At 65.9% G+C, this 23,573-nt stretch carries 22 protein-coding genes and 3 pseudogenes; 17 read left to right on the top strand and 8 right to left on the bottom strand.

Going from position 1 to position 23,573, the window contains the following annotated elements; all coding sequences use genetic code 11:
* Positions 1–15: 15 nt before the first annotated feature.
* Positions 16–1,068 carry an alpha/beta hydrolase gene (locus tag ACVWWN_RS05595; protein ID WP_457149006.1) on the bottom strand — a complete coding sequence of 351 codons (1,053 nt, stop codon included), beginning with the start codon at positions 1,066–1,068 and terminating at the stop codon, positions 16–18.
* Between the two features lie 497 nt (positions 1,069–1,565).
* On the opposite strand from ACVWWN_RS05595, the gene ACVWWN_RS05590 reads away from it, so the two are divergent.
* Genes ACVWWN_RS05590 through ACVWWN_RS05580 form a run of 3 tightly spaced genes read left to right on the top strand, consistent with a single transcriptional unit; the run spans position 1,566 to position 4,320 of the window.
* A complete protein-coding gene (locus tag ACVWWN_RS05590) occupies positions 1,566–2,717 on the top strand; it encodes a beta-propeller fold lactonase family protein (RefSeq protein ID WP_457143010.1) in 1,152 nt (383 codons plus the stop codon).
* A gap of 42 nt (positions 2,718–2,759) precedes the next feature.
* Positions 2,760–3,167 (top strand): YciI family protein, encoded by a 408-nt coding sequence (locus ACVWWN_RS05585; protein ID WP_457143009.1) that lies wholly within the window; start codon positions 2,760–2,762, stop codon positions 3,165–3,167.
* Between the two features lie 7 nt (positions 3,168–3,174).
* Entirely contained in the window at positions 3,175–4,320 is a 1,146-nt protein-coding gene (locus tag ACVWWN_RS05580) for an RNA polymerase sigma factor (protein ID WP_457143008.1), read from the top strand.
* Positions 4,321–4,342: 22 nt separating this feature from the next.
* Here ACVWWN_RS05580 and ACVWWN_RS05575 read toward each other — a convergent pair whose 3' ends face one another.
* Both ACVWWN_RS05575 and ACVWWN_RS05570 read right to left on the bottom strand, forming a co-directional pair.
* Positions 4,343–4,642, bottom strand: coding sequence for a hypothetical protein (locus ACVWWN_RS05575; protein WP_457149469.1), 300 nt, complete (start codon positions 4,640–4,642; stop codon positions 4,343–4,345).
* Positions 4,643–4,659: 17 nt separating this feature from the next.
* Positions 4,660–4,725: pseudogene (locus ACVWWN_RS05570) on the bottom strand (hypothetical protein); the annotation flags it as partial.
* A gap of 287 nt (positions 4,726–5,012) precedes the next feature.
* On the opposite strand from ACVWWN_RS05570, the gene ACVWWN_RS05565 reads away from it, so the two are divergent.
* Positions 5,013–5,750 carry a dienelactone hydrolase family protein gene (locus tag ACVWWN_RS05565; RefSeq protein ID WP_457143007.1) on the top strand — a complete coding sequence of 246 codons (738 nt, stop codon included), beginning with the start codon at positions 5,013–5,015 and terminating at the stop codon, positions 5,748–5,750.
* Between the two features lie 59 nt (positions 5,751–5,809).
* On the opposite strand, the gene ACVWWN_RS05560 is transcribed toward ACVWWN_RS05565, so the two are convergent.
* Positions 5,810–7,186 (bottom strand): cytochrome P450, encoded by a 1,377-nt coding sequence (locus ACVWWN_RS05560; protein ID WP_457143006.1) that lies wholly within the window; start codon positions 7,184–7,186, stop codon positions 5,810–5,812.
* 273 nt (positions 7,187–7,459) lie between these two features.
* Here ACVWWN_RS05560 and ACVWWN_RS05555 point away from each other — a divergent pair, with 273 nt between their 5' ends.
* Entirely contained in the window at positions 7,460–8,233 is a 774-nt protein-coding gene (locus ACVWWN_RS05555) for a class I SAM-dependent methyltransferase (RefSeq protein WP_457143005.1), read from the top strand.
* A gap of 57 nt (positions 8,234–8,290) precedes the next feature.
* Here ACVWWN_RS05555 and ACVWWN_RS05550 read toward each other — a convergent pair whose 3' ends face one another.
* On the bottom strand, positions 8,291–10,423 hold the full coding sequence (locus tag ACVWWN_RS05550) for an Rv1355c family protein (RefSeq protein WP_457143004.1): 2,133 nt from the start codon (positions 10,421–10,423) through the stop codon (positions 8,291–8,293).
* 613 nt (positions 10,424–11,036) lie between these two features.
* On the opposite strand from ACVWWN_RS05550, the pseudogene ACVWWN_RS05545 reads away from it, so the two are divergent.
* Positions 11,037–11,177, top strand: a pseudogene (locus tag ACVWWN_RS05545) (RNA polymerase subunit sigma-24); the annotation flags it as partial.
* 24 nt (positions 11,178–11,201) lie between these two features.
* Here ACVWWN_RS05545 and ACVWWN_RS05540 read toward each other — a convergent pair.
* On the bottom strand, positions 11,202–11,849 hold the full coding sequence (locus tag ACVWWN_RS05540) for a hypothetical protein (RefSeq protein ID WP_457143003.1): 648 nt from the start codon (positions 11,847–11,849) through the stop codon (positions 11,202–11,204).
* Positions 11,850–12,028: 179 nt separating this feature from the next.
* Positions 12,029–12,852: pseudogene (locus ACVWWN_RS05535) on the bottom strand (alpha/beta hydrolase family protein).
* A 172-nt stretch (positions 12,853–13,024) separates the two neighbouring features.
* Between ACVWWN_RS05535 and ACVWWN_RS05530 the strand changes: the two are divergent.
* From ACVWWN_RS05530 to ACVWWN_RS05520, 3 genes are all read left to right on the top strand, one after another.
* The gene (locus ACVWWN_RS05530) at positions 13,025–13,996 is read left to right on the top strand and encodes an aldo/keto reductase (RefSeq protein ID WP_457143002.1); all 972 of its coding nucleotides are present in this window, start codon (positions 13,025–13,027) and stop codon (positions 13,994–13,996) included.
* 88 nt (positions 13,997–14,084) lie between these two features.
* Positions 14,085–15,167 (top strand): IS630 family transposase, encoded by a 1,083-nt coding sequence (locus tag ACVWWN_RS05525; protein WP_457142590.1) that lies wholly within the window; start codon positions 14,085–14,087, stop codon positions 15,165–15,167.
* Positions 15,168–15,273: 106 nt separating this feature from the next.
* Complete coding sequence (locus tag ACVWWN_RS05520) at positions 15,274–16,023, top strand: SDR family NAD(P)-dependent oxidoreductase (protein ID WP_457143001.1); 750 nt, start codon at positions 15,274–15,276, stop codon at positions 16,021–16,023.
* On the opposite strand, the gene ACVWWN_RS05515 is transcribed toward ACVWWN_RS05520, so the two are convergent.
* Positions 15,977–17,377 (bottom strand): carboxylesterase family protein, encoded by a 1,401-nt coding sequence (locus ACVWWN_RS05515; RefSeq protein ID WP_457143000.1) that lies wholly within the window; start codon positions 17,375–17,377, stop codon positions 15,977–15,979. The two genes, ACVWWN_RS05520 and ACVWWN_RS05515, sit on opposite strands and share 47 nt — an antisense overlap.
* 41 nt (positions 17,378–17,418) lie before the next feature.
* Between ACVWWN_RS05515 and ACVWWN_RS05510 the strand changes: the two genes are divergently transcribed.
* The 8 genes from ACVWWN_RS05510 to ACVWWN_RS05475 all read left to right on the top strand — a co-directional run bounded on the left by ACVWWN_RS05510 (position 17,419) and on the right by ACVWWN_RS05475 (position 23,565).
* Positions 17,419–18,243, top strand: a complete 825-nt coding sequence (locus ACVWWN_RS05510; RefSeq protein WP_457142999.1) for a helix-turn-helix domain-containing protein — start codon at positions 17,419–17,421, stop codon at positions 18,241–18,243.
* Positions 18,244–18,295: 52 nt separating this feature from the next.
* On the top strand, positions 18,296–19,090 hold the full coding sequence (locus ACVWWN_RS05505) for an SDR family NAD(P)-dependent oxidoreductase (RefSeq protein ID WP_457149005.1): 795 nt from the start codon (positions 18,296–18,298) through the stop codon (positions 19,088–19,090).
* Between the two features lie 68 nt (positions 19,091–19,158).
* A complete protein-coding gene (locus ACVWWN_RS05500; RefSeq protein ID WP_457142998.1) occupies positions 19,159–19,716 on the top strand; it encodes a thiaminase II/PqqC family protein in 558 nt (185 codons plus the stop codon).
* On the top strand, positions 19,713–20,333 hold the full coding sequence (locus ACVWWN_RS05495; protein WP_457142997.1) for a TenA family protein: 621 nt from the start codon (positions 19,713–19,715) through the stop codon (positions 20,331–20,333). Before ACVWWN_RS05500 ends, ACVWWN_RS05495 begins: the two co-directional genes overlap by 4 nt.
* Positions 20,334–20,413: 80 nt before the next feature.
* Positions 20,414–21,253, top strand: a complete 840-nt coding sequence (locus ACVWWN_RS05490) for an SDR family oxidoreductase (protein WP_457142996.1) — start codon at positions 20,414–20,416, stop codon at positions 21,251–21,253.
* A gap of 84 nt (positions 21,254–21,337) precedes the next feature.
* Positions 21,338–21,763, top strand: a complete 426-nt coding sequence (locus tag ACVWWN_RS05485) for a phage holin family protein (RefSeq protein WP_457142995.1) — start codon at positions 21,338–21,340, stop codon at positions 21,761–21,763.
* Entirely contained in the window at positions 21,760–22,035 is a 276-nt protein-coding gene (locus ACVWWN_RS05480) for a DUF3618 domain-containing protein (RefSeq protein ID WP_457142994.1), read from the top strand. The genes ACVWWN_RS05485 and ACVWWN_RS05480 overlap by 4 nt, the downstream gene beginning before the upstream one ends.
* A 144-nt stretch (positions 22,036–22,179) precedes the next feature.
* Positions 22,180–23,565, top strand: a complete 1,386-nt coding sequence (locus ACVWWN_RS05475; protein ID WP_457142993.1) for an MFS transporter — start codon at positions 22,180–22,182, stop codon at positions 23,563–23,565.
* Positions 23,566–23,573: the final 8 nt, after the last annotated feature.

The raw sequence follows: 23,573 nt of genomic DNA, 5'->3' as shown, positions 1-23,573 counted from the left end.
GCAGGGTCACCGCACTCACGTCTGAGTGCCTGGCGTGTGGACGCGCTGCGCCAGCCACGGCAGCGCATTGGAAAACGCCTTCGCCGCAAACTGCCAGGTGTGATAGCCCGGATACACCCGCAGCGAGCACTGGATGTCGACCGCGACTGCAGCGGCGCACAGATCGGGAAGCGCGCCCTTCTCGCGGAACTCGTCGTTGTCGTCGTGTCCGCCGAATCCGAGTGGCGCGGCGCGTTGTTGGCGTTGGTCGGGCAGGTTCTTGGTCTTGTCGTCGGCCGGTTCCTGCGAGTCGTCGAAGTATCCCGCTATGCCCGCATACGGTCCGTGTTTTGCCATGACGGTACGTGGATCGAAGGCGGCCCACGCCGCGGCGTCGCCGCCGTAGAGACGGTTGATCGTCTGCTGCTTGGTGCCGGAGTTGGGGCCTCGATCGCCGCCGATGTCGTCGAAGGTCGAGAACATGTCAGGGTGCATGACCGTCAGATCGATGGCACAGGTGCCTCCCATGGACCATCCGACCACACCCCAGTCCGCGGGTTTGGCTGAGGTGTTGAATCGCGAGATAACATACGGGCGAACGTCTTTGGTGAGGTGGTCTGCCGCGTTGCCGCGCGGGCCGTTGACACATTCGGTGTCGTTGTTGAAGCTGCCGCTGGAATCGACGAAGACGAACACCGGCGCCGCTCCCCCGTGTGCCGTGGCGTAGTCGTCGAGCACACTTATCGCGTTGCCGGTGCGCATCCAGTTGGTCGGGTTGCTGAACTCGCCGGCAATCATCATCACCGCGGGCAGTTGTGGCGGTGTGACGCCGGCGAACCAGACTGGTGGCAGGTAGACGTACTCGCGTCGATGCTTGAATCCGCTGGCGTCACTGGGTATGTCAACCGGCACCAACTTGCCTGTAACCGGCTGGGTGGTTCGCAGTGCGGCGAGGTTGGCCAAATCGGTCTGGTCCGGCAACGGACCCGATGTCACATCGCCCCAGGCCCTCTGCACGGTCGGGTAATACCCGACCCACTGGTTGAGCGCCAGCAGCGCGCACAGCAAGGTCAGGGGAAGCGCCACCATTGACAAACTCCGGCGCCACCAGCGTGCACCGCGAAATCCCGAGGCCGCCAACGTCACCGCCGCGGCGAAGATCGCGGTCCACACCCACAGCGTCAGCGGGGCCGGGTCCGACGACAGCCCCTCGGAGTTCATGTATCCGCGCGCGGCGAGCGCGACCACGACACCGACACCCGCACCGACCGGTACCCACACCAATCGCCAGCGCCGCGTCCGCCACCCGATCGCCGCGATCAACACCACGACCGCGACGATCTGGATACCCAGCGGAAGCCAGCCGCCGAGCAGAGAGATCCCGCGTCCAAATTTGGTGAAGTCGGGGTCGGGCAGCGGGGGCATCAGGGTGGGGGTGGGAAGCGGCGGTGCGGTGGTGGTAGGACCGTTTGGCGGCACCTCGTCAGTCTGGGATCCATTTCTGAAAAAACACTGACATTGGGATCGGTAGCCGCGCCTGGCCTCTGTACTTGACCCGAGACATCAATTCGACCGAAGGGGTCATCATGCTCGGCGTTGTACACACCATCGATGTGGGCGACCTCCCGTCCGGGTTGGCCGTCACCCCCGACGGCGACACCGTCTACGTCGCCAACAGCCTCGACGACACGCTGTCGGTGCTCGACACCGACACCGGCACCGTCACCAAGACCATCGCCGTCGGCGACATTCCGCTCAGCGTGGCGGTGAGCCCCGACGGTAACCGCGCCTACGTCAACAACGGCGAAGACGGCACCGTCTCAGTGATCGCGACCGCCACCAACACGATTGCCGCGACCATCAACATCGCCGACGTGCCGAACTGGGTGGCAGTCAGCCCCGACAGCGCATCGATCTATGTGACCAAGCGCAACAGCGGCACCGTGGCGGTGATCGACACCGTGACCCACACCGCCACCGTCTCCGTCGGCGGCGGCCCGGCCATGGTGGCGATCAGCCCCGACGGCACCCGCGCCTACGTCGCGAAGGGGGCCGACTCGGTGACCGACACAGTGTCGGTGATCAACACCCTTACCAACACCGTCATCGCCACCGTCGACATCGGCAGCCCTGCGCTCGCGGTGGTAGTGAGCCCGGACGGCATCCGCGCCTACGTCACCAAGCTGAACGACAACACGCTGTCGGTGATCGACATCGCCACCAACACCGTGACGACCACCATCACCGTCGGCCTCGCGCCGGCCATGATCGCGTTCAGTGCCGACGGCGGCACGGCCTACGTGACCAATGCCGACGACGGCACTCTGTCCGTGGTCGACACCGCCACCGACACCGTCACGTCAACTGTCGACGTCGGCGACAACCCGGTCGGGTTGGCGGTCGGCCCCGACGGCGCCACGCTCTACGTCACCAACGCCGAGGACGACATCGTGTCGGTGATCTCGCGGGTGTTCAAAAAGCCTTCGATCGACGCCGACCTCGTCGGAAAGGTGTTCGGTGGGGCAGATGTCGGCGCCGGCGGCTTCATCGTCATCGGCAACCACTTCTACAAGATTCCGCCACACTCCCCACTGCTGACCAACATCGCACGCGCAGCCGCACCCCGCCTCGGCCGCGCGATCGTGAACCGCAGACTTGGCAGAGAACTGCGCGACATGTTGGTATGGCGGGCCGACGGCGATGTCGAGAACCCGCGACTGGCTCCGTCCCCGGGGTGAACGCGACCAAAATGGGTCGCACCAGCACTGAGGAGAATCACGATGGCCAAGTACTTGATGCTCAAGCACTACCGCGGCGCTCCGGCTTCAGTCAACGACGTGCCGATGGACCAGTGGACGCCGGAGGAGATTTCGGCACATGTGCAGTACATGAACGACTTCGCGGCCCGGCTGCAGGGCACCGGCGAGTATGTCGACAGTCAGGCTCTGGCCCCCGACGGGATGTTCGTCCGGTACGACGGCGAGGGGCGCCCCCCGGTCACCGACGGCCCGTTCGCCGAGACGAAGGACCTCATCGCCGGCTGGATGGTGATCGACGTCGACAGCCACGAGCGCGCCGTCGAGCTGGCCGGGGAACTGTCGGCCGCTCCTGGGGCGGGCGGCAAGCCGATCCACGAATGGCTCGAGCTGCGCCCGTTCCTGACGTCGCCGCCCACCATCACTGAGTGACCTCTGGATGAACGAGGCCCTGCTCCGGAGCCTCACGCCGAGCGTGCTCGGAATCCTCGTCCGCCGCGGCGCCGATTTTGCGGCGGCCGAGGACGCCGTGCAGGACGCGCTGATCGAGGCGGTCCGCGTCTGGCCGGCCGACCCGCCGCGAGATCCCAAGGGCTGGTTGGTCACCGTGGCCTGGCGTCGGTTCCTCGACGTGACGCGGGCGGACGTCGCCCGACGCCGGCGGGAGGACCATGACAACGAGCAGCCGGCGCCGGGACCTGCGTCCGCGGTGGATGACACGCTGGCGCTCTATTTCCTGTGCGCCCATCCGTCGCTGACACCGTCGTCGGCGGTTGCGCTCACGCTGCGCGCTGTCGGCGGGCTGACCACGCGCCAGATCGCCCAGGCCTACCTGGTGCCCGAGGCGACCATGGCGCAACGCATCAGCCGGGCCAAGCGCACGGTCTCCGGTGTGCGGTTCGACCGGCCGGGCGACGTCGCCACCGTGCTCCGCGTCCTCTACCTGGTCTTCAACGAGGGTTATTCCGGCGACGTCGACCTGGCCGCCGAGGCCATCCGGCTCACCCGGCAGCTCGCGGCAGCGATCGACCACCCCGAAGTGGCTGGTCTTCTCGCCCTCATGTTGCTCCACCACGCCCGGCGCGCCACCCGGACCGCACCCGACGGCGGCCTGGTGCCGCTCGCCGAACAGGACCGCGGCCGCTGGGACACCGCGGCCATCGCCGAGGGCGTCGAGATTCTGCAGGCGGCGCTGGCCCGCGACCGGCTGGGTGAGTTCCAGGCACAGGCCGCGATCGCGGCGCTGCACGCCGATGCAACCACCGCCGAGGAGACCGACTGGGTGCAGATCGTCGAGTGGTACGACGAGCTCGCGCTGCTGACCGACAGCCCGGTCGTCCGGCTCAACCGCGCCGTGGCCGTCGGTGAGGCCGACGGAGCACGCGCCGGGCTGGCAGCACTCGCGGCGGTCGATGCTTCACTGCCCCGCTACGCCGCGGTGGCCGCCCACCTGCACGAGCGCGACGGCGACGTGACGACGGCGGCACGGCTCTACGCCGAGGCGGCCCGAAAGGCACCCAACCTCGCCGAGCGCGACCACCTGACGCGCCAGGCCGCCCGGCTCAACGCCCACCGGTGCCGCTGACAGATCACGCTCGGATTCGCGGTCAGATTCCGGGCAACGAAAGTAGGCTCGGCGCAGGCGGATTCAGTGCCGGTATCTGCAGTGGGACGGGTGACGGCGTCGCGCCGGGAATCCCGAAAGGCATGGTGGGGTGTGCCTCCGGCAACGGGAAGGGCAGCTGACCGTTGGCGAGCGCGGTCATGAACGCCTGGCCGAAGTTGTCGATGCGCGACCAGCCGGCGCGGTTGGCTGCAGCGCGATTCTTGAGATCGTATCCTCCGTAGAGCTGGCGATACCCGGCGATAATATCTTGGTGTGCGGCTTCGACAGCGGCCGTGAGCATTTCGGTGAGTCGGTCGCCGTGCGCCCAGTTCCCCAGATGGAACTTGCTGCGAACACTGACGTCCAGTCGCCGGCGGCGGCCATGTCGAATACATCGCCTCGGGAGACGCGCTGTTGCGTAGTGCGCGTGGCACTGCGTCGCCCCAGTTGTCACGAATTCTGTGCGGTGCTCGCGCACACCGGCATCGCCAAGCGAGAGTCGCTTCGCCGCTTCCTCGACTCAACCACGAACCTCGTCCTGCCCGTGCCGCACTGACCCTGACGGCCAGTTGACTCCGCCGGGCGCGGCTAGGATCTATCGATGCGCCCTGGAGTCGGCGATGCCGAATTGCACCCTAATCCCCGCAATGACACGATCGACGGTGCCGCCGATGCCTGAAATCGCCTTTCCGACCGCCGAAGGCATCGACGTGCCGGGCTATCTGGCTGTTCCCGAAGGCTCAGGCCCTTGGCCCGGTGTCATAGTCATCCAAGACGTTCTCGGTATGACAGCGGATTTGAGGCGGATCACAGATCGCTTTGCCGCCAGCGGCTATCTGACGCTCAGCCCGGCGCTCTACGGCAGCCGCCGTCCCAAAATCCTGTGCATGATCAGCACCATGCGGGGACACTTCACCGGCCGCGGCCCCGCCTGGGGCACCGTTATTGCCGCACGCGAACATCTCATAGCCGATACCCAGTGCACTGGCAGAGTAGGTGTGGCTGGCTTCTGCATGGGCGCCGGATACTGTTTACAACTTGCGCCCAGCGGCCTGTTCGACGCGGCAGCACCCTGTTATGCCTCCCTTCCCAAGGAGGTCGACGGACTCCGGCAATCCTGTCCTGTCGTGGCGAGCTTCGGTGCCAAAGACCCGATCGTGGCGCGTGGCGCCGCGGCCAAGCTGGAGGCTGTGCTCGCCGGGGGGCAGGTGCCACGTGACATCAAGGAATATCCTCACGTCGGCCACAGCTTCATGAACGACCATACAATTCCCGCTCCGATTCGGCTCGTGACAGACATCGCCGGCCTGGCCTATTCCAAGCCCGAGGCCGAAGACGCGTGGCAGCGCATTATCGCTTTCTTCGACGAACACCTTGGCGGCGATCGCCCACTCTGCGGTCCACCCTGATCTCGCCACCGATAACCACACCTCTCGCTTACAGATTGGTGTCAGCGGCTTCTAGCTGTCTAGCGACGTGGTCGAACTCGGGCACGGACGGGGCCACCGGCAATCATGGTGAAGTGCAATGCAAGCGGGAATTGATCATCAAGGGAATGAATTTCGACTGCGCGGATTACGGTAGCCAACGCGAGAGTGACCTGGAGTATGGCGAAATGGTCGCCTATGCAGGACCGAGGGCCACCGCCGAAGGGCAGATACTGCCAACGACCGAGCGCCTTGACGCTTTCCGGGCTGAACCGCTCTGGATCGAATCGATGAGGGTCTTCCCATAGTGTCGGGTCGTTTTGTACGGCCATCCGCCCGACGATGAGCATGGTCCCCTTCGGCACCAGGTAGCCGCCCACCTCTACGTCGCGAGATGCCATGCGTGTCCCCGTGGGCGCCGGAGGGCACAGGCGAAGCGACTCGCGGATCACCTGCACCGTGTGGCCCAGATGCGGAAGATCGTCCGGCGTCAGCGGACGATCAGGCAAGGCCGCAACTTCTGACGCCACGCGGTCCTGCCAGTCGGGATGGCGGCCCAATGACCACAGGGCATACGTCAGGGTCGTCGCCGTGGTGTCGTGTCCTGCGAAGATAAAAATTATCAGCTCGTCACAAATCTCTTGGTCTGACAGTTGCTTTCCGGTTTCCGGATCCTCGGCAGCCAGCAGCGCGCGCACCAGCGGCGCGACCCGGGTCGGATCCGCACGACAGTCGTCCAGGATCTGTCTCGTCAGAGTTTGCAATTTGGCGCTCGCCGCCCGTGCGCGCCGACGCGCTGGTGTCGGCAACCACCGCGGGGCGCGCAACGGACGCGTCGCACGCCCCATCGCGTACGTCAATGCGACCCGCAGCGGCTCGGCGACCTCGTCGGCCCGGCGTTCCAGGTCGAGCCCGAGCACGGCGCCGCCGAGGGCGCGCAATGTCAGCCTGCGGCATTCGGCGTCCAAGTCGATCTCGGCATCCTCACGCCATTCGTCGCGCACCGCCTGTGCCGCCTGCGCCATGTGACCACCGAACTCGTGGACACGCTGCTTGGTGAACACGGGCTGAAGGGTGCGCCGACGCGACTTCCACGGCTCAAACGGAAGGTTGGCCAGGTTGGCGCCGATGATGCTGCGCATTTGGTCGAAAACAGGGGTCGTCTTGTCGACGGAGCCATCCTTGATGCTCAGGATGTCGCGAATCGCACCGGGCGAGGTGGCCAACACCATCGGGGGCATCAACCAGCGCGGACCCAGCGTGAAGGCAGTCACCGGGCCGCCGGCATCACGAAGCCGCTCAGTCCCATGGCTGAATTCCTTCACCGCTGCGAGGCGCTGGCGATAAGGGAGCGGGTTCACCGGCGGCCTAGGCAAGGACTTGCTCCCATTGCCTGAATGGCCCGAAAGCTGACCCACATTTCCTCCTCGGCAGCGCGCGCCCGCTCGACAATCAACCCTAACGAGCCTGAGCGACCTGGCATGCTGTCCCATGTCGGCAAGAATGGAAAACCACCCGGCGCGACGACGTTCGGCTAAGGATAGTCATGGATGCCGTTGGTGCCGGGCCCTGACGCCAATCAGGAAAGGTACGCGGTGAAAACAATTCGGCCCTTGTGGCGGGTACCTGGAATTGTCATACGCGAACGAATTCACCCGGCCGGACGCGAGCGCACTCCGGAGCCGATGGTGATGAACGATCCGGAGGCGGTGGCAGAATTCCACGCCGGAGGTGCGTCCAACCCGGGTATGAGAGGGGTCTACGACTTCTGTGCCCGCGCACTCGACGCGCTGCTGCCATCCGGCGGTCATCTGCTGGACCTCGGCGTCGGGTCAGGCCGCGCCCTCAGCGCCGTGTTGCGTCGACGGCCCGATGTTCGGGCGACGGCGGTCGATCTTGCCCCCAATATGCTGTCCACGGCGCGCAAGCTATTCGACGAAGAAGGCCTTGGTGATCGCGCCGAACTGGTTGAGGCGGACATCACTACGCTGCGCGAGCCGATTGCCACGCGGCCGTGGGACGCGATCTCGTGCATGTGGACGCTGCATCAGTTACCAGATTTCGACGTCCTACGCGGTGCCCTGAGCCAGGTGGCCGCCATACAGCGGCGCAGCGGCGCTGCGGTGTGGATCACCGACTTTCACCGTCTGCGGGACCCGGCGGCCGTCGCCAAAATGTTGGTCTGTGTCGACCCGGACTCTCCCGAAGTACTGCGCCGGGATGCGATGGCGAGCGAGGCGGCGGCGTTCACCTTCGCCGAGTTATCGACAGAGCTTTCCGCGTCTGGACTGCATGGAATGCACTCTGGCCACTCGACACCTCTTCCCTATCTGCAGGCGTATTGGATGTTCGGTGCCCGCGGCAAACCGGGCATCGTCAGCGGCACGCGTGGAAGCGAGCTGCGCGGTCAGGCCCGCCGGGAGGCGGCAATGTTGCGCTGGGGATTTACGGCCAAGCCATTCTGAAGCAGTGTCGTGATCGCGGGCGCGCACATGCGGCGCAACTCGCGTTGGGAGCAGATCTCAGTTGCGCTGCCAGCGGACTCGGTCTGTGCTGCGCCGACTCGGAACCGAGGCCGACGGCGCAGCGGTGAACCGCAAGACCAAGACGATCGCCTCGTCGGCGTCAGTGCCGGCCATGCGCATGAAGTCGCTCTGCAACTGATCGAGTTCGTCGGCGAAGCGAGAAGACAACTCGGCGAGGTCTGCCGCAGTCCGAGCGTGCAGGAACACAGGTGACAACGGCTGGACGCTGAGACCTTCGCGCTGGGCAATGATCCATACCGCCTCGACGGCTGACCCGCCCCTGGCGTAGTCGCTAAGGCTGTCTCCGGTCACGGTGATAACTGCCAGCGCTGAGCTGTCCAGGACTCGGTCGCGCATGTCATCGCCTAGCGCGCTGCCGGCATTCCATTCCGCCAGGTGCGCCATCACGTCGGACCGGCGTAAGACACCGAACTGCGCCAGGTTGGTGACATCGAGTTCGAGTGTGCGTACGTCGATACCGGTGTCGGGGTCAGGATCTCCAGGCCAGCGAAGCTCCGAGATCATCTCGTGATGCAGTTGCGGCGTCAGGTATCGGATGCGGTCAGCGGCACCGAAAATTGCTGCGACCCGCACAAAATCGCCACGGTCGGTCATTAGGTGAAGACGCGCACCTTCGCGCTCGGCGGTGGCGGTGAGTAATTTGATCGTCTCGTGGTCGAGTGGTTGAAACGTTCCGTGACGGCGGTTCGTGCAGCGGGTGAGCATTGCGTCATACAGTTCGGCAAGGCCAGGGTCATTGCCCTGGCCGAACGTCATCGTCGCCTGAAGTGGGGATCCATCAACGTCTTCCGAGACGCTCACTGAACCGAGCACACCTCGCGCCGCAGCAGCGACCCTGATGTTGAAGAGGGCGGCACCCACCGCGACAGCGCTCCCGCGGAAACCGACGTCCATCGTCGACGTGTGCTCTGCGGCCACGCTGACGCTGACTCCTGCCGGATCGGCATCGATAACCCACGGCTGCATATTGCCCCCTGACGGTGCCCGCATAGCGGCGGCGACAACAGTGTCGTCAACTGTCGAAGGCACTAAGTCGTTGGTAGGCGCGCCTTCAAGCGCCGGGTGGTGCACCGTGATCTCGGGTTGCTCGAGTCGATTCAGCTCCCAGCCAACATCGATGCGGCCCCGACCAGATCTCTGGGCTTCGCCCAGACCGATTCTGCGCACAGCTTCTGCCACAGCTGACGCGCCGATGATGACGTCGGATGCCAGCTGCGGCCACGTGGACAGCGACCGGTTGATCTCGATCAGCGATGCAGCAGTGCGAGGTGAGATTCGTTCAGCTTCTAGGTGACGCAGCATGTGTGGGATCTTTTCCCGGTTACTCATGCCGGGCAGCAGGCCGACATCTAGCTCGCCCAGCAGTCCGTGCATGATCGGACGCTCGGGTTCCTCATCGAAGCGTTCCACATCGATCATTCCGCGGTCACTTGTCGCCATGAGTACCGGAATACGGCGGTCACGGGCGCCGATGCGCACGACGGCCTTCATGTCGAGCGAATCGCATTCCTCGACGATGATGTCGAGTCCATCCAAGAATGCATCGACCGTCTCGAGGGTGAGCCCGGCGTCGAACACGTCCACCGCCAGGTAAGGGTCGAGCTCGGCGATCCTACGTGCGGCCACGTGGGCTTTGTTGAGCCCAAGATCGAAAACCGTCGCCGGCACTCGGTTCAGATTCGACAATTCCAGGCGATCGAAATCAGCCAGCCGAAGTGTTCCGCACAAGCCCGCCACCGCCAACGTATGAGCGATTACGTGGCCGACACTGAGACCGGCAACTCCAACCGTCAGCGAGTTAAGCCGGGCCTGTTCTTCGATGGTGATGATGTTTCTGTTGCGATCCAGGCGCAGCGCCCGAAACCCGCACGGGCCCAGCACCGAAACGACGCAGCGCCGCCACGGGAAGTAAGCCCACCGACCCGGCTCGAGGAGGAGGTCCTCACCGAGCGCCGGACGGAGATCGCGCAAGCCTGAAAGTTGCGCGTTGCGGTGGTCGAGAAACTCCACAGTGGGATCTGCCCGTAGCCGCTCCAATACTGAATAATCTGAGGGCTTATTCGCATCCAGAATCTGTGCCTTGTAAGAGTTGGCGTCGGACTTCGTCACGGTGACCCCACCTCGCTGTTAAGCACCATATCGCGGAAGAGCGCGCATCGATGGCGATCTTGACGTAGCGGCAACTGTACCTTCCGATCAGATCGCCGTTCGCAGCACGCTCAGAATACGTTTGCGCTGCATCTCAGCAACATTTTGTCCGAAAAAATACTGTGCGAGAATACTTGCCGCCACTCCCTTTGCAACGCAACCGCATTCGGGTATGCAGAAAGTGACGTCTCCGCGGTCGGCTGCAGTTGAACGGCAGCATGCAGTTCGGCGGCTCCGCCGGCGAGGGGCATCGCTGTTCGTGCCGGCGCCATAACACTGCAGCGGCACTGGCCCAGATCACACGCCAAACGACGGGCAGCAAGCGGAGCATCATTGCCGGCGTACCGGACGCCACCAAACCCACCACAAGAACTTAGCTGCCGCCGCTGACTCTGCAAGCGAGGCCGTCGATGCCCTTCAAAGACACAAATTCGGGCGCCCTCGGCCCCGAGCGGCGCGCTTCCTGAGCACTGCGCCGACAGCCGGGTCTCATCGATCAGCGTCGGTCTGGTGCCTTCCACGAACGCTGCGGCGGCTGGTTGGTCACCGTGGCCTGGCGTCGGTTCCTCGATGTGACGCGGGCGGACGTCGCGCCGGGCTGGCGGCACTCGCGGCGGTCGGTGCTTCACTGCCTTGCTCCGCGGTGGCCGCCCACCTGCACGAGCGCGACCACCTGACGCGCCAGGCCGCCCGGCTCAACGCCCGCCGTGCCGCTGACAGATCACGCTCGGATTCGCGGTCAGATGCCGGGCAACGAAAAGGGGCTCGGCGCAGGCGGATTCACTCCCGGTATCTGCAGTGGGGTGGGTGACGGCGACCCGCCGGGGATTCCGAACGGCGACGCGCCGGGAAGCCCCAACGGCGACGCGCCGGGAATTCCCAACGGCGACGCGCCGGGGATTCCGAACGGCATAGTGGGTGTGCCGCCTCCGGTCAACGGGAAGGGCAGCTGACCGTTGGCGAGCGCGGTCATGAACGCCGGGCACTGTGACTGGATCACCTGGCCGGCGACGAAGCCAGCGATCGGCGGGGCGAGACCGCCGTTGCCGCTCGCCTGCGTCGCGGTGCTGGCGAACTGGCTGCCCGGCTGGACCAGGAGCGGACAGAGCGACACCGCGATCTGCGCGATCGCGGAGCTGATCGGGCCGTTGTTGCCGATGCCGACGGTGCTGAGCACGCTCGTGATCGAGTCGTCAATGGGATCGGCGTGCGCGGGCGTGGACCAGGTGACGGCGGCGACGACGATCGCCACCGACACCACGACAGGTCGAAGCACCAGAGCGGACGCCGCGATGACATCGACCGCGCCGATTTGTGTCCGTCCCGTTCTCACCCTCGCCGGCCGCTTGGTCCAGATGGCTCGGCTGTGCAATGTCGCCGTGGTCATATCCGCGTTCCCCGTTCCCCGAAGGACTCGTGCTCATCAAGCACAAATTTCACTTTGGTTACGTTGGTTCACAGGGGTCACATTTGCACCACGGTCGGGTCACTGTTTGACACCTATGCGTTTCGCTGCCGGTGTCTGTGAGCCCCCGATGAGACCCTGTGCGGTTTGCCGACCACTGTTCACACGGCCGCGACGGCGCACTCCGCGACATGGCGGTTTCGGGTGTCGGTGAGGAATCTGGCCACCTCCACGGCGCACCGCCGTGCCTGGGACGTGTCGACCAGGTCGAAGGCGTGGCCCGCCCTCGGTATCTCGCAGTACTCCACGGGTTTGCGTGACACGGCCCGGAGCGCCGCACGGAACGTTCGTGCCTCGTCGACCGGGATGATCGTGTCCTGCTCACCGTGAACCAGCAGAAACGACGGCGCGTCCTCGTGGACGCGCGCCACCGGCGATGCGGCTTCGTACACTTCGGGGTGTCGAGACTGGCTGTGCCGCACCACGACTCGCTCGAGGAAGGCCTGGAAGTTTCGGCGTGTCGCCGTCGAGCGGTCCTGCCAGTCATAGCGACCGTAGATTCCGACCACCGCGTCGACCGATGTGTCGGCACACCCATCCCTGCTTGACCAGATGAGACAGCAGAGTGTGGCCCTGCAGCACGCGCGTGCCCTGCACCCATGCCCCGCCGGGCACGAACAGCGGTACCGGAGCGGGGCCCGGGGGAAGATCGGATCGGCGCCACACATCGAGCAGCTGGGCCGGGTGATCGCCGTACCGCACCGAGCTGCGGTACAGGCACCGTCGTCGCTGCGCACGGAAGCGCACGAACGGTGGCACGCGGCTGGCGCCCGCAACGTCCTGCACCTCGGCGGCCGGCGCGGCAACGCCTGCACCGGCGCGGCGCTTGACGGCGGCCCGCAGCAGCCGGCGCGTAATCACCGCCCCACAGCGCCATGGCGGTCAGGCCGGGGAATTGTTCGAGATGCCTGCCCACCACGGGCATCGACGAGTAGAACCTGGTCGAGGCCAACACCACGTCGACTGGGTCAGCCGGTGTCGGATCATGCGACGCCTTCCTCGCGGCGGTGCGGACGCCGGCCTGCTGCAGCGGTGACTGCATGTACGCTGCATCATTCGGTACGAAAGTCATGAGATCTGTCACTACGGTGGGCCATATGAAGTACTTGGACGTCGAAGGCGTCGGCCGGGTGAGCCGGATCGGATTGGGGACCTGGCAGTTCGGTTCCCGGGAGTGGGGCTACGGAGACAGCTACGCCGCCGGAACCGCGCGCGACATCGTGGCGCGCTCGCTCGCCCTGGGCGTGACCCTGTTCGACACGGCGGAGGTGTACGGACTCGGCCGCAGCGAACGCATCCTGGGCGAAGCCCTCGGCGACGCGCGCACCGAGGTGGCCGTGGCCAGCAAGATCATGCCGGTCGCGCCGTTTCCCGCGGTGGTCAGAAACCGCGAGCGGGCCAGTGCGCAACGGCTGCAACTGGGGCGTATTCCGCTTTACCAGATTCACCAGTCGAATCCCGTGGTCCCCGACTCGGTGATCATGCCGGGCATGCGCGACCTGCTCGACAGCGGTCGCATCGGTGCTGTCGGTGTATCGAATTACTCACTCGAGCGGTGGCGGAAGGCCGACGCCGCGCTCGGGCGGCCGGTCATCAGCAATCAGGTGGAATTCTCGCTCGCCCGTCCGCGGGCCCTGGACGATCTGGTGCCGTTCGCCGAACGTGAGAATCGCATCGTTATCGCCTACAGCCCGCTGGCTCAGGGACTGCTCGGCGGCCGGTACGGCCCCGACAATCGGCCTGGCGGTGTGCGCGCGCTCAATTCGCTGTTCGGCTCCGAGAACCTGCGCCGCGTCGAGCCGTTGCTGCAGACCCTGCGGGACGTGGCGAGTCAGACCGGCACCAAGCCTGCGCAGGTGGCACTCGCATGGCTCATCAGCCTGCCGGGCGTGGTGGCGATTCCCGGGGCGTCCAGCGTCGAGCAACTCGAGTTCAACGTCGCCGCGGCCGACATCGAGTTGACCGCGGAGTCACGTGATGCGCTCACGCAGGCCGCGCGTGCGTTCAGGCCGGTGTCGAGCCGGCGCTTCCTCACCGATCTGGTCCGCGAGAAGGTCGGTTGGGGGTAACCGCGCCGCGCGCGGGGGTGCAATGACTCCGGCCTTTCTAGTGGTGTGTCCTGTAATTAATTGATGATTCCTTGGTAGGCTTCACGCCATGAGGCAACCTGTTCCGGCTCTGTCGGTGTCTACAGGGCAGCGTGAGGTTCTCGAGTCGGTGGCGCGGTCGCAGTCCGCGCCGCATCGCGAGGTGGTCCGCGCGCGGGCGTTGTTGATGGCGGCCGACGGTCGGGCGAACACGGCGATCGCGGAATCGTTGTCGGTGTCGCCGGGGTCGGTCAGCAGCTGGCGCGCCCGGTTCGCCGAGGAGGGGCTGGTCAAGTTCGCCCAAGTCCGCGAGGGCCGGGGTCGCAAGAAGACGATCCCCCAGGACAAGATCGATGAGATCGTGGATCTGACACTGAACTACCGTCCCGAGGGCGAAACCCATTGGAGCTGCCGGACCATGGCCGCGGCTACCGGGGTGTCGAAATCGACTGTGCAGCAGGTGTGGTCGGCCCGGGGCCTCAAACCGCACCGGGTCGAGACGTTCAAGCTGTCCAACGATCCGAACTTCGAGGAGAAGCTGGTCGATGTCGTGGGGCTCTATCTGAATCCCCCCGAGAAGGCCATCGTCTTGTGCGCCGATGAGAAGTCCTCGGTGCAGGCGCTCGACCGCACCCAGGCATCGCTGCCGATGGTCAAGGGGCGGGGCGAGACGATGACCCACGACTACAAGCGCCACGGCACCACCACCCTGTTCGCCGCTCTGAACGTGCTGACCGGCATGATCATCAGCCAGTGCATGCCCCGGCACCGGCATCAGGAATGGTTGAAATTCCTCAAGAGCATCGACCGGCAGGTCCCCAAGGACCTGCAGATCCACCTGATCCTGGACAACTACGCCACCCACACCCACGACGATGTCCGCCAGTGGCTGGATAAACACCCCCGGTTCCACCTCCACTTCACCCCGACATCGTCGTCCTGGCTCAACCTCGTCGAACGCTGGTTCCGGGAACTGACCGACAAAGCGTTGCGGCGCGGGGTCTTCCACTCAGTGCCGGACCTCGTCGCCTCCATCCAGGAATACATCGACGCCCACAACAACGACCCCAAACCCTACGTGTGGACCGCCACCGCCGAGTCCATCCTGGCCAAAGTCGCACGCGGCCGGATCACACTCGAAAAAGTCAGCTAAAAGCAGGACACACCACTAGGATCGCCGAGCACTTTATTGACCGCATGTTCCAAAACTCGCTAGGATTCTGGTCCGAAAGGTCCACAAAACCGAAGGGACGTGCACCATGGGACGACTGGAGTCGAAGACCGCGTTGGTGACGGGGGCTTCTTCGGGGATCGGCCGGGCCATCGCCGCGCGCTTCGTCGAAGAGGGTGCCCGGGTGTTCGCGACCGGACGCCGGCAGGATGCACTTGACGAGTTGGCGGCCGAATTGGGTTCCGCCGTGACTGCGATCCGCGCCGATGCCTCGAACCTGGCTGAGCTCGACACCCTCTACGAAGCGATCGAGTCGGCCGGGTCGCGGCTCGACATCGTCGTGGCCAACGCCGGTGGCGGCACCTTCGCCACCCTCGAGAACCTCACGCCGGACAGCTTTGACGAGACGTTCGGAAGCAACGTCCGCGGAACGGTATTCACCGTCAAGAAGGCCCTGCCATTGCTGAACGACGGCGGCTCCATCATCGTGACCGGTTCGACGTCGGCGTCGCACGCGATCAGCGCCTTCGGGGTCTACTCGGCGAGCAAGGCGGCCATCGCCCAGTTCGTCCGGGTGTGGGCGATGGAACTCGCAGACCGGCGGATTCGCGTCAACACCCTGGTGCCCGGGCCGACCGAGACACCAGGGCTGGCGGGGTTGGCCGCGACCCCGGCCGAGTCGCAACGCCTGCTGGCCGGGGAGGCCGCCCGGGTACCGCTGCGCCGACTCGGGCAGCCGAGCGAGATCGCGGCCGGTGCGCTGTTCCTCGCGTCGGACGACGCCAGTTTCGTCACCGGCAGCGAACTGTTCCTCGATGGTGGGGAATCGCGCGCCTGACGCTTCCGGCGCGCCGTGCCTCACGGGAGTCGATGGACGGCGCGCCTTCCCGACCGCGGCAGCGGCGGCGGATCGGCATCGAACCCGTTGTGCGCGAAGCGTGTCCAGCGTGCACGCAGTCCCCGGCCGGTGGTCGCGAGTGTCGCCTGAGACGCGCCGTCCAGCATCGGCGCCGCATCCCATGCCCGGGGGCACCGAGCAGGAACGGCAGCTCGATACAGTGGCACGCGCCCAGCGGGCTGTGCGGAGGCGCCCAGTCGAAGCGGTACACCCCGGCACGGCCGCCCGCGTTCCGATGGCGGCGGGCGAATCGGCGGGCCGGCCGGCCGAAGACCTTCGCGGTCACCCGCACCGTCAGGGGTTTACGAACAAGCGTGCCGATCCATCGGCGATTCACCAGCGCCGCCAGCCGAACGCTCAGGTCGAGAAACGGCCCCGCGTCCTGTCTGGTCCAGCCGATGATGACGTCGATTCGCTTGGCCGCCTCGTTCCAGCGGTCCTCGACGTCGCCTTCGGGCGGCAGCAGAAAGTGGCCCAGCTGTGGCCCAAAGGCCATCAGGCCCTTGATCACGAAGTCTTGAGCGACCGCGGCGGCGATGCGTTGGGCGTCGAGAATCGCCGCGACCGGCGCCCGCTGCGGATCATCGGGAAGGGCGGCAAGGGCGGCTCTGCCGACGGCGTCGCTCATCGGAGTCCGGCCGAAACGCACTCCCAGCGGGGTACTTTGCAAAATCGCCCGATGAAACAGCCCCGCTGCGCCGTCGGCAGCCATCAGGCACGTTATCGAATCACCGCCGGCCGACTGGCCGAAGACGGTCACGTTGGTCGGGTCACCGCCGAAGGCCGCGATGTTGTCGGCTACCCAGCGCAGCGCCTCGATCTGATCCAGCAGGCCGAGGTTCGCCGGGCTGACTCCATCGATCGCCAGGTATCCCAGGATGCCGAGCCGGTAGTTGACCGTCACCACCACCACGTCACCTTCGGTGACCAGTCCGCTCGGGTCGTAGACCGGGGCGCCCCCGCTGCCGGAGATGTAGGCGCCACCGTGAAACCACACCATCACCGGACGGGTGCGTCCATCCGGTGACGGCGCGGTCACCGAGACCGCCAGACAGTCCTCGTCGAAGCTGGACGAGGCCATGATCGGCCCGGTGACCATTGCCAGGCGGAACTCGGCTTGGGGGCACGCAGGACCGGTCCGTGTGGCGTCGACGACGCCGTCCCATGAGGGCATCCGTAAACACTCCGCGAATCGCCGAGCCCGCGCATAACGCAGGCCCCGCGCCTGCATGACCCCGGAGTCTTCGTGAACCCGCACGTCACCGCCGGGCAGTTCGACGATTCGTTCGCCCATGGTCGTATCGTCCTCCTTCGATCGTTGTTACTGTCGAATAGATGAGCGAACTCGCCCGGGTGATCCCGTGGACGACGCTCTCGCCCGGCATCGTCGTCTCCGAGCAGGTCCAGCACACCGGGGCCTGCAGTCAGAGCGACTCCTCATCGCACGTGTTCGTGTTGCAGGCCAGGCCGGTGAACTTCGCGCGGCAGTCGTGGGAGGGAGTCCGGCGCGAAGGAGGCATGCCTTCCGGAGAACTGGCCGTACTGCCCGCCGGCCTTCCCATGGATTGGCAGTGGGAGGGTACGGTGCAGTCCCTGCACGTATGCGTCGACACCGCCGTCGCCCACGATCTCACGGCGGGACTGCTGAATCGCGCCAAAGTCGAGGTGGCGCCACATTTTTCACTCGCCGATGCGTTGGCGCGGCACCTCATGGAGGTGATCGGCATGGAGGCGGCGGCCGGGACCGATGCCCTGCGGGCCGAAGAACTCGTGCAACGGCTGCTCACGCGGGTGTCCCCGGGCTCGGCTGCGCCCCGGCGCCGCACCGGACGAGGTCTGCCCCGGAGCCGGCTCAACGAGGTATTGGGTTGGGTGGAAGACCATGTCTCCCAGCCGATTTCAACTCGCCAGCTGGCCGCGGTGGCCGGCGCCGAATCGTCATGGTTCAACCGGCTGTTCACCGCCAGCGTCGGGTGTTCGTCGTACCGGTACGTGCTGCGGCGCCGGGTCCTGCATGCGCAGCGTGCGCTCCGGGCCGGCACGACCCCCGCGGCGGCCGCGGCGATGTCCGGCTTCGTGGACCAAGCCCACCTCACGCGCCACTTCAAGGCGACGGTCGGCACCACCCCGGCGGCGTGGGCCCGTCGTATCAGGGATTAGCGCGAAACGTACAAGACGGCAATGTGGTCGCGGGAGCACGCTGGACGGCGTGATGTCATGGGGATCATCTGGGCCGCCTCTGCAGGGCAAGGTCGCCGTCGTCACCGGCAGTAGCCGGGGTATCGGGCGGGCGATCGCGCGGCGACTGGCGCGCGACGGTGCACTGGTCGTCGTGAACTACGTCGCGAATGCCGACGCGGCGTCCGAGGTGGTGTCCGGGATCGAGGCGAGCGGCGGCGAGGCCTTCGCCGTCGGAGCCGACGTGTCGTCGAAGGCGGGCATCCACGCATTGTTCGCGACATGCGACGCCGAGTTGCGGGCGCGCCGCGGCGACAACGGCATCGACATTCTGGTCAACAACGCCGGCGCGGGCCGGTTCGGCGGCCCGGCGGACACCACCGAGGAGATCTTCGACCTGGTCTTCGCCGCCGACGTCAAGGGCCCGTTCTTCGTCACCCAGGCCGCGATTCCGCGGTTGCGCGACGGAGGTCGGGTCATCACCATCTCGTCGGGGCGGTCCAAACGGCCGACCGCCAGCACCGCGGCGTACTGCATGGCCAAGGCCGCCGTCGACACGCACATCGTGATGCTCGCCGCCGAACTCGGCGAGCGCCGGATCACGGCGAATGTGCTGGCGCCGGGATGGACGGTGACCGACCAGAGCGAGGAGTTCCTCGGCGACGACACGAATCAGCGGGAGATCGCGGCGGCCACCGCGCTGCGGAGGCTCGGCCAGCCCGACGACATTGCGGCGGTGGCGGCGTTCCTCGCATCCGACGACGGCCGTTGGGTGACCGGACAGTACGTCGAAGCCAGCGGCGGCTTCGATCTGGTCGCTATTCGCTGACGACCACGGCCGTCGGTGCGGGTCGGTGCGGTCGGAAGTGCTCCGGCGAGGTGACTACGCTTCAGGTCGTGCTTGATGCCTTGTGGGCCGCCGCCACCCGCCATCCGTTTCTCGACGCCGTGCGTGACGGCAACATCACCGTTACGGCATTCGACCGGTGGCTGGTGCAGGACGCTCTGTTCGTCGGCGACCTGCTCAGCTTCCAGGCGCGGCTGCTCGCCCGCGCGCCACGGCCGGCGCAGACCGTGCTTGTCGGCGGATGCGCTGCGCTGGTGGCCGAGCTGGACTGGTTCGAGGTCCAAGCGGCGCGGCGCGGGATCGACCTCGATCAGCCGGCGCTCCCGGCGACCCTGGCCTATCGGGACCTCTTGGCCCGGCTCGACGCCGCGCCGACCGACGACGCATTGACGGGGCTGTGGGTGCTCGAGCGGGTGTACCTACTCGCGTGGGGATCCGCGGCATCGGACGATTCGCCTTTCCGAGAGTTCGTAGCTCATTGGACCGAACCGGATTTCGCGACCTACGTCGAGGCGCTCGGCAAGCTGGCGATCCTCGACGGGCGGGACGAACTGATCGGCGACGTCCTCTCCCACGAGGTGGCGTTCTGGGATATGGCCCTGGCATGAGCCTGTCCGATCGACTGTGGTCAGCGAACAGTGACCTGGCTGACTGCACACTCGCGCATCCATTCGTGCAGGGTCTCGGCGACGGCTCGCTGGACCGCGACGCATTCGCGGGCTATGTGGCGCAAGATGCGTTCTTCCTCGAATCCTTCGCCCGTGCTTACGCGCTCGGGCTGGCTCGAAGTTCCGATACCTCGACACTGCTCACGCTGTCCGCTCTGATCGCAGGCGTCAGCGAGGAGTTGGGCTTGCACTCGTCATACGCCGCCCGGTGGGGCATCGACATGGCCGGCGTCGAACCGTCATCGGCAACGTCGGCCTATACCGACTTTTTGCTCGCCACCGCCGCCACGGGCGGACTGGGCATGGTGTTCGCGGCGATGACGCCGTGTATGCGCCTCTATGCGTGGCTGGGCGCATCGCTCGACGCGAGTTCGGCGGGGCAGTACGCGGAGTGGGTCCAGACCTATGCCGATCCGGATTTCGAGGCGCTGGCGTCACAACTGGAAGGACTGCTCGACCAGCATGGTGATGATGGCCCGGCGGTGCGGGCGGCCTACCGCCGTGCGATGCACCTCGAGTTGGCATTCTTCGAATCGGCACTGACCGCCTCGGGCTGAGCTGTCCCGTCCGGTTTGGTCCGCGGTGCCGCGGGTAGGCGTACCCCGAACGAACTACGTCCACCCGGAAGGTCACTGCAATGGGATTCCCCGAGCAACAGCAAGAGGTGCCCGGTAGGCAATCGGCGATGGATCCGGTGCCTGACTGTGGGGAGAAGAGCTATCGTGGCTCGGCACGCCTGGCCGGTAAGCGCGCCGTCATCACGGGCGGAGACAGCGGCATCGGTCGCGCCGTTGCGATTGCTTACGCCCGTGAAGGTGCCGACGTGCTGATCGCTTATCTCGACGAGGACGACGACGCCGCCGACGTGGCGCGGTTGGTGGAGCAAGAGGGCCGCAAATGCGTTCTGGCCCGCGGCGATCTGTCTGATCCGGCGCACTGCCGCAGCGTGATCGAGCGGGCTGCAACAGAATTCGGCGGTATCGACATCCTGGTGAGCAATGCCGCTTATCAGATGAGTCACGACTCGCTCGATGAGATCAGCGACGACGAGTGGGACTACACATTCCGGACCAACGTCGGCGCCTACTTCCATCTTGTCAAGGCGGCGGTACCCCATATGCCTCCGGGCGCGTCGATCATCGGTAGTTCGTCGGTCAATTCCGATATGCCTTCGCCGCAGCTGGCCCCGTATGCGGCCACCAAGGCGGCGATAGCCAATTTCTCCGCCAGCCTCGCTCAGCTGCTCGGCGACAAAGGTATTCGAGTCAACAGTGTCGCGCCCGGTCCGATCTGGACTCCGCTGATCCCGTCCACCATGCCGCCTCAAAAGGTGGCGTCGTTCGGAGAGAATACGCCGCTGGGTCGCGCTGGGCAGCCCGCCGAATTGGCACCTGTGTACGTACTCCTGGCCTCCGACGAGGGCAGCTATATCTCGGGCGCCAGGATCGCGGTCACGGGCGGCAGACCGATCTTGTGAGACGCAGGTTTTGACGGATCGGTCCCGGGTACACGCCGTCGTACCGGCGCATTGCCGACGGCCGGTGGATTGCCAGGAGAAGCGATGAACCATCCAAGCCCCGCTAAAGCCCCAGCTGGCGGTGCCGTCGACGACCTGTCCACGGTGCAGCTGATCGAACGCCTGCAGACGCAGGTGTCGACGCTGGTGCGCACGGAGATCACCGACGCGCTCAACGAAGTGAAGACGAAAAGTACGCGACTGGGCATCGGTGCCGGTATCTCCGGCACCGGCGCCCTGCTTGTGTTGTACGGCCTGGCCGCCTTGATCGCGGCCGCCGTTCTCGGCCTCGCGACGGCAATGGCCCCATGGCTGGCCGCGCTGATCGTCGGCGCCGTGGTCGTCGTCGTCGGCGCCGCACTCACAGCCGTCGGCACCGCCAGGGCCAAGCGCGCCGTGCCACCTCTCCCCGAGCACACTGCTGAGAACGTCCGCCATGACGTCGCGGCGATGAAGGGGCAACACGCATGAGCGACACCGACCCGGCCGCCGTGACTCCGCCGGATGGCGCGACAGCCGACTCGCCGCCGCCCAGCCTGGATCAACAGCGGGAAGAGTTGGCGGAGACCGTCGACGCCTTGCGTGCCAAACTCGACGTACCCACTCGCATCAAAGCCGCGGTGCAGGAGCAAGCGCAGCGCCTCAACGACAACACGGCGCTGCGCAACGGACTGCTCATCGCAGTGCTGGCTGCAACCACTCTGGTCATCGTCCGCCGATACCGGGCACGCCGGCGGCGCTGACGGCATCCCGGCTTCACCACGTCACCACGTCACCAATCTGTGAATTCTGCAAGGAAAGGCGGCGGCACGGACCTTTGCCTTTCACTCGTTGTGGGCGGCCTCACATCATGATCCGAAACCTACTGATACAGGGGGCTTCGCGTCATGACGTCAGAACAGCAGGCAGTTACCGAAACGCCGCCGGCCAGATCGGTGGCAGGCAATGTTATTCGCGGATCACTCGGCAACTTGATCGAGTGGTATGACTGGTACGCCTACGCCGCTTTCAGCATCTACTTCGCCAGCGTCTTCTTCCCATCGGGAAATCAGACCGCCCAACTCTTGAACACGGCCGGCATCTTTGCGGTTGGATTCCTGGTGCGGCCGCTCGGCGGCTGGGTGTTCGGTCGGTATGCCGACCGGTTCGGCCGCCGCTCGGCACTGACCCTGTCGGTGACATTGATGGGCATCGGTTCCCTCGGTATCGCCGTCCTGCCGGGTTACGCCCAGATCGGCGCACTGGCGCCCATCCTTTTGGTGGCACTGCGGCTCCTGCAGGGGTTGTCGCTGGGAGGCGAATACGGCACCTCGGCAACATATTTGAGCGAGGTGGCCACCCCGCACCGGCGCGGCTTCTACTCCTCGTTCCAGTATGTAACGCTGACCAGCGGCCAACTGTTGGCGCTGGGCGTGCAGATCGTCCTGCAGCAGGTGCTCACCGCGGAGCAGATGCATTCCTGGGGCTGGCGCGTCGCGTTCGTCATCGGAGCGGCAGCCGCCGTGGCGGTCATGTGGCTGCGGCGCACGATGGACGAGTCGGAGAACTTCAAACTCGCTGTCCGAGAGGACAACGCGAGTTCCGAGCGGGGAAGCCTGCGAATCCTGCTGTCCTATCCGCGGGAATGCCTGACCGTCGTAGGACTCACGCTGGGCGGGACCATCGCGTTCTACACGTTCACCACGTACATGCAAAAGTTCATGATCAACACTGCAGGCCTGCCGAAGGAGCAGGTGACGTGGATCAACTTCATTGCCCTTGCCCTTTTCGTCTGCCTTCAACCGGCGTTCGGGGCACTGTCAGACCGGATCGGTCGGCGGCCGCTGCTGATCGCCTTCGGGATCGGTGCGACGCTGTGCAGCGTCCCACTGCTCACCGCGGTATCCCACACCGGCTCCGCGTTGCCGGCGTTCGGTCTGATGATGCTGGGGTTGATCATCGTGTCCGGTTACACGTCGATCAACGCCGTGGTGAAAGCGGAACTCTTCCCCGCCCGCATCCGGGCGCTCGGCGTCGGGTTGCCGTATGCGCTCACCGTCGCGATCTTCGGCGGCACCACCGAGTATGTCGCGCTGGGTTTGAAGAACATCGGCCGCGAAACCTGGTTCTTCTACTACGTCGCCGGGTGCGCACTCATCTCGTTGCTGGTCTACGTGTTCATGGGCGAATCGTCGCGCCGCTCGTATCTGGAGCTGGAGCTGGAGACGAGCGAACTGCGTGCCGCCGGACACCAGCTCGCCGATACCGCGACAGTTTCGGCGAAGGGTTCATAGCATCAGCG

This window comes from Mycobacterium sp. URHB0021, assembly GCF_054057895.1.
Note: the sequence above shows the minus strand (reverse complement) of the source record. Positions and strands in the feature narration are given on the sequence as shown.

Bases quoted from the DNA above. Each gene is read 5' to 3' on its own strand.
- ACVWWN_RS05595 (WP_457149006.1), bottom strand. From the start codon at position 1,068: ATGGTGGCGCTTCCCCTGACCTTGCTGTGCGCGCTGCTGGCGCTCAAC.
- ACVWWN_RS05590 (WP_457143010.1), top strand. From the start codon at position 1,566: ATGCTCGGCGTTGTACACACCATCGATGTGGGCGACCTCCCGTCCGGG.
- ACVWWN_RS05585 (WP_457143009.1), top strand. From the start codon at position 2,760: ATGGCCAAGTACTTGATGCTCAAGCACTACCGCGGCGCTCCGGCTTCA.
- ACVWWN_RS05580 (WP_457143008.1), top strand. From the start codon at position 3,175: ATGAACGAGGCCCTGCTCCGGAGCCTCACGCCGAGCGTGCTCGGAATC.
- ACVWWN_RS05575 (WP_457149469.1), bottom strand. From the start codon at position 4,642: ATGCTCACGGCCGCTGTCGAAGCCGCACACCAAGATATTATCGCCGGG.
- ACVWWN_RS05565 (WP_457143007.1), top strand. From the start codon at position 5,013: ATGCCTGAAATCGCCTTTCCGACCGCCGAAGGCATCGACGTGCCGGGC.
- ACVWWN_RS05555 (WP_457143005.1), top strand. From the start codon at position 7,460: ATGAACGATCCGGAGGCGGTGGCAGAATTCCACGCCGGAGGTGCGTCC.
- ACVWWN_RS05540 (WP_457143003.1), bottom strand. From the start codon at position 11,849: ATGACCACGGCGACATTGCACAGCCGAGCCATCTGGACCAAGCGGCCG.
- ACVWWN_RS05530 (WP_457143002.1), top strand. From the start codon at position 13,025: ATGAAGTACTTGGACGTCGAAGGCGTCGGCCGGGTGAGCCGGATCGGA.
- ACVWWN_RS05525 (WP_457142590.1), top strand. From the start codon at position 14,085: ATGAGGCAACCTGTTCCGGCTCTGTCGGTGTCTACAGGGCAGCGTGAG.
- ACVWWN_RS05520 (WP_457143001.1), top strand. From the start codon at position 15,274: ATGGGACGACTGGAGTCGAAGACCGCGTTGGTGACGGGGGCTTCTTCG.
- ACVWWN_RS05515 (WP_457143000.1), bottom strand. From the start codon at position 17,377: ATGGGCGAACGAATCGTCGAACTGCCCGGCGGTGACGTGCGGGTTCAC.
- ACVWWN_RS05510 (WP_457142999.1), top strand. From the start codon at position 17,419: ATGAGCGAACTCGCCCGGGTGATCCCGTGGACGACGCTCTCGCCCGGC.
- ACVWWN_RS05505 (WP_457149005.1), top strand. From the start codon at position 18,296: ATGTCATGGGGATCATCTGGGCCGCCTCTGCAGGGCAAGGTCGCCGTC.
- ACVWWN_RS05495 (WP_457142997.1), top strand. From the start codon at position 19,713: ATGAGCCTGTCCGATCGACTGTGGTCAGCGAACAGTGACCTGGCTGAC.
- ACVWWN_RS05490 (WP_457142996.1), top strand. From the start codon at position 20,414: ATGGGATTCCCCGAGCAACAGCAAGAGGTGCCCGGTAGGCAATCGGCG.
- ACVWWN_RS05485 (WP_457142995.1), top strand. From the start codon at position 21,338: ATGAACCATCCAAGCCCCGCTAAAGCCCCAGCTGGCGGTGCCGTCGAC.
- ACVWWN_RS05480 (WP_457142994.1), top strand. From the start codon at position 21,760: ATGAGCGACACCGACCCGGCCGCCGTGACTCCGCCGGATGGCGCGACA.
- ACVWWN_RS05475 (WP_457142993.1), top strand. From the start codon at position 22,180: ATGACGTCAGAACAGCAGGCAGTTACCGAAACGCCGCCGGCCAGATCG.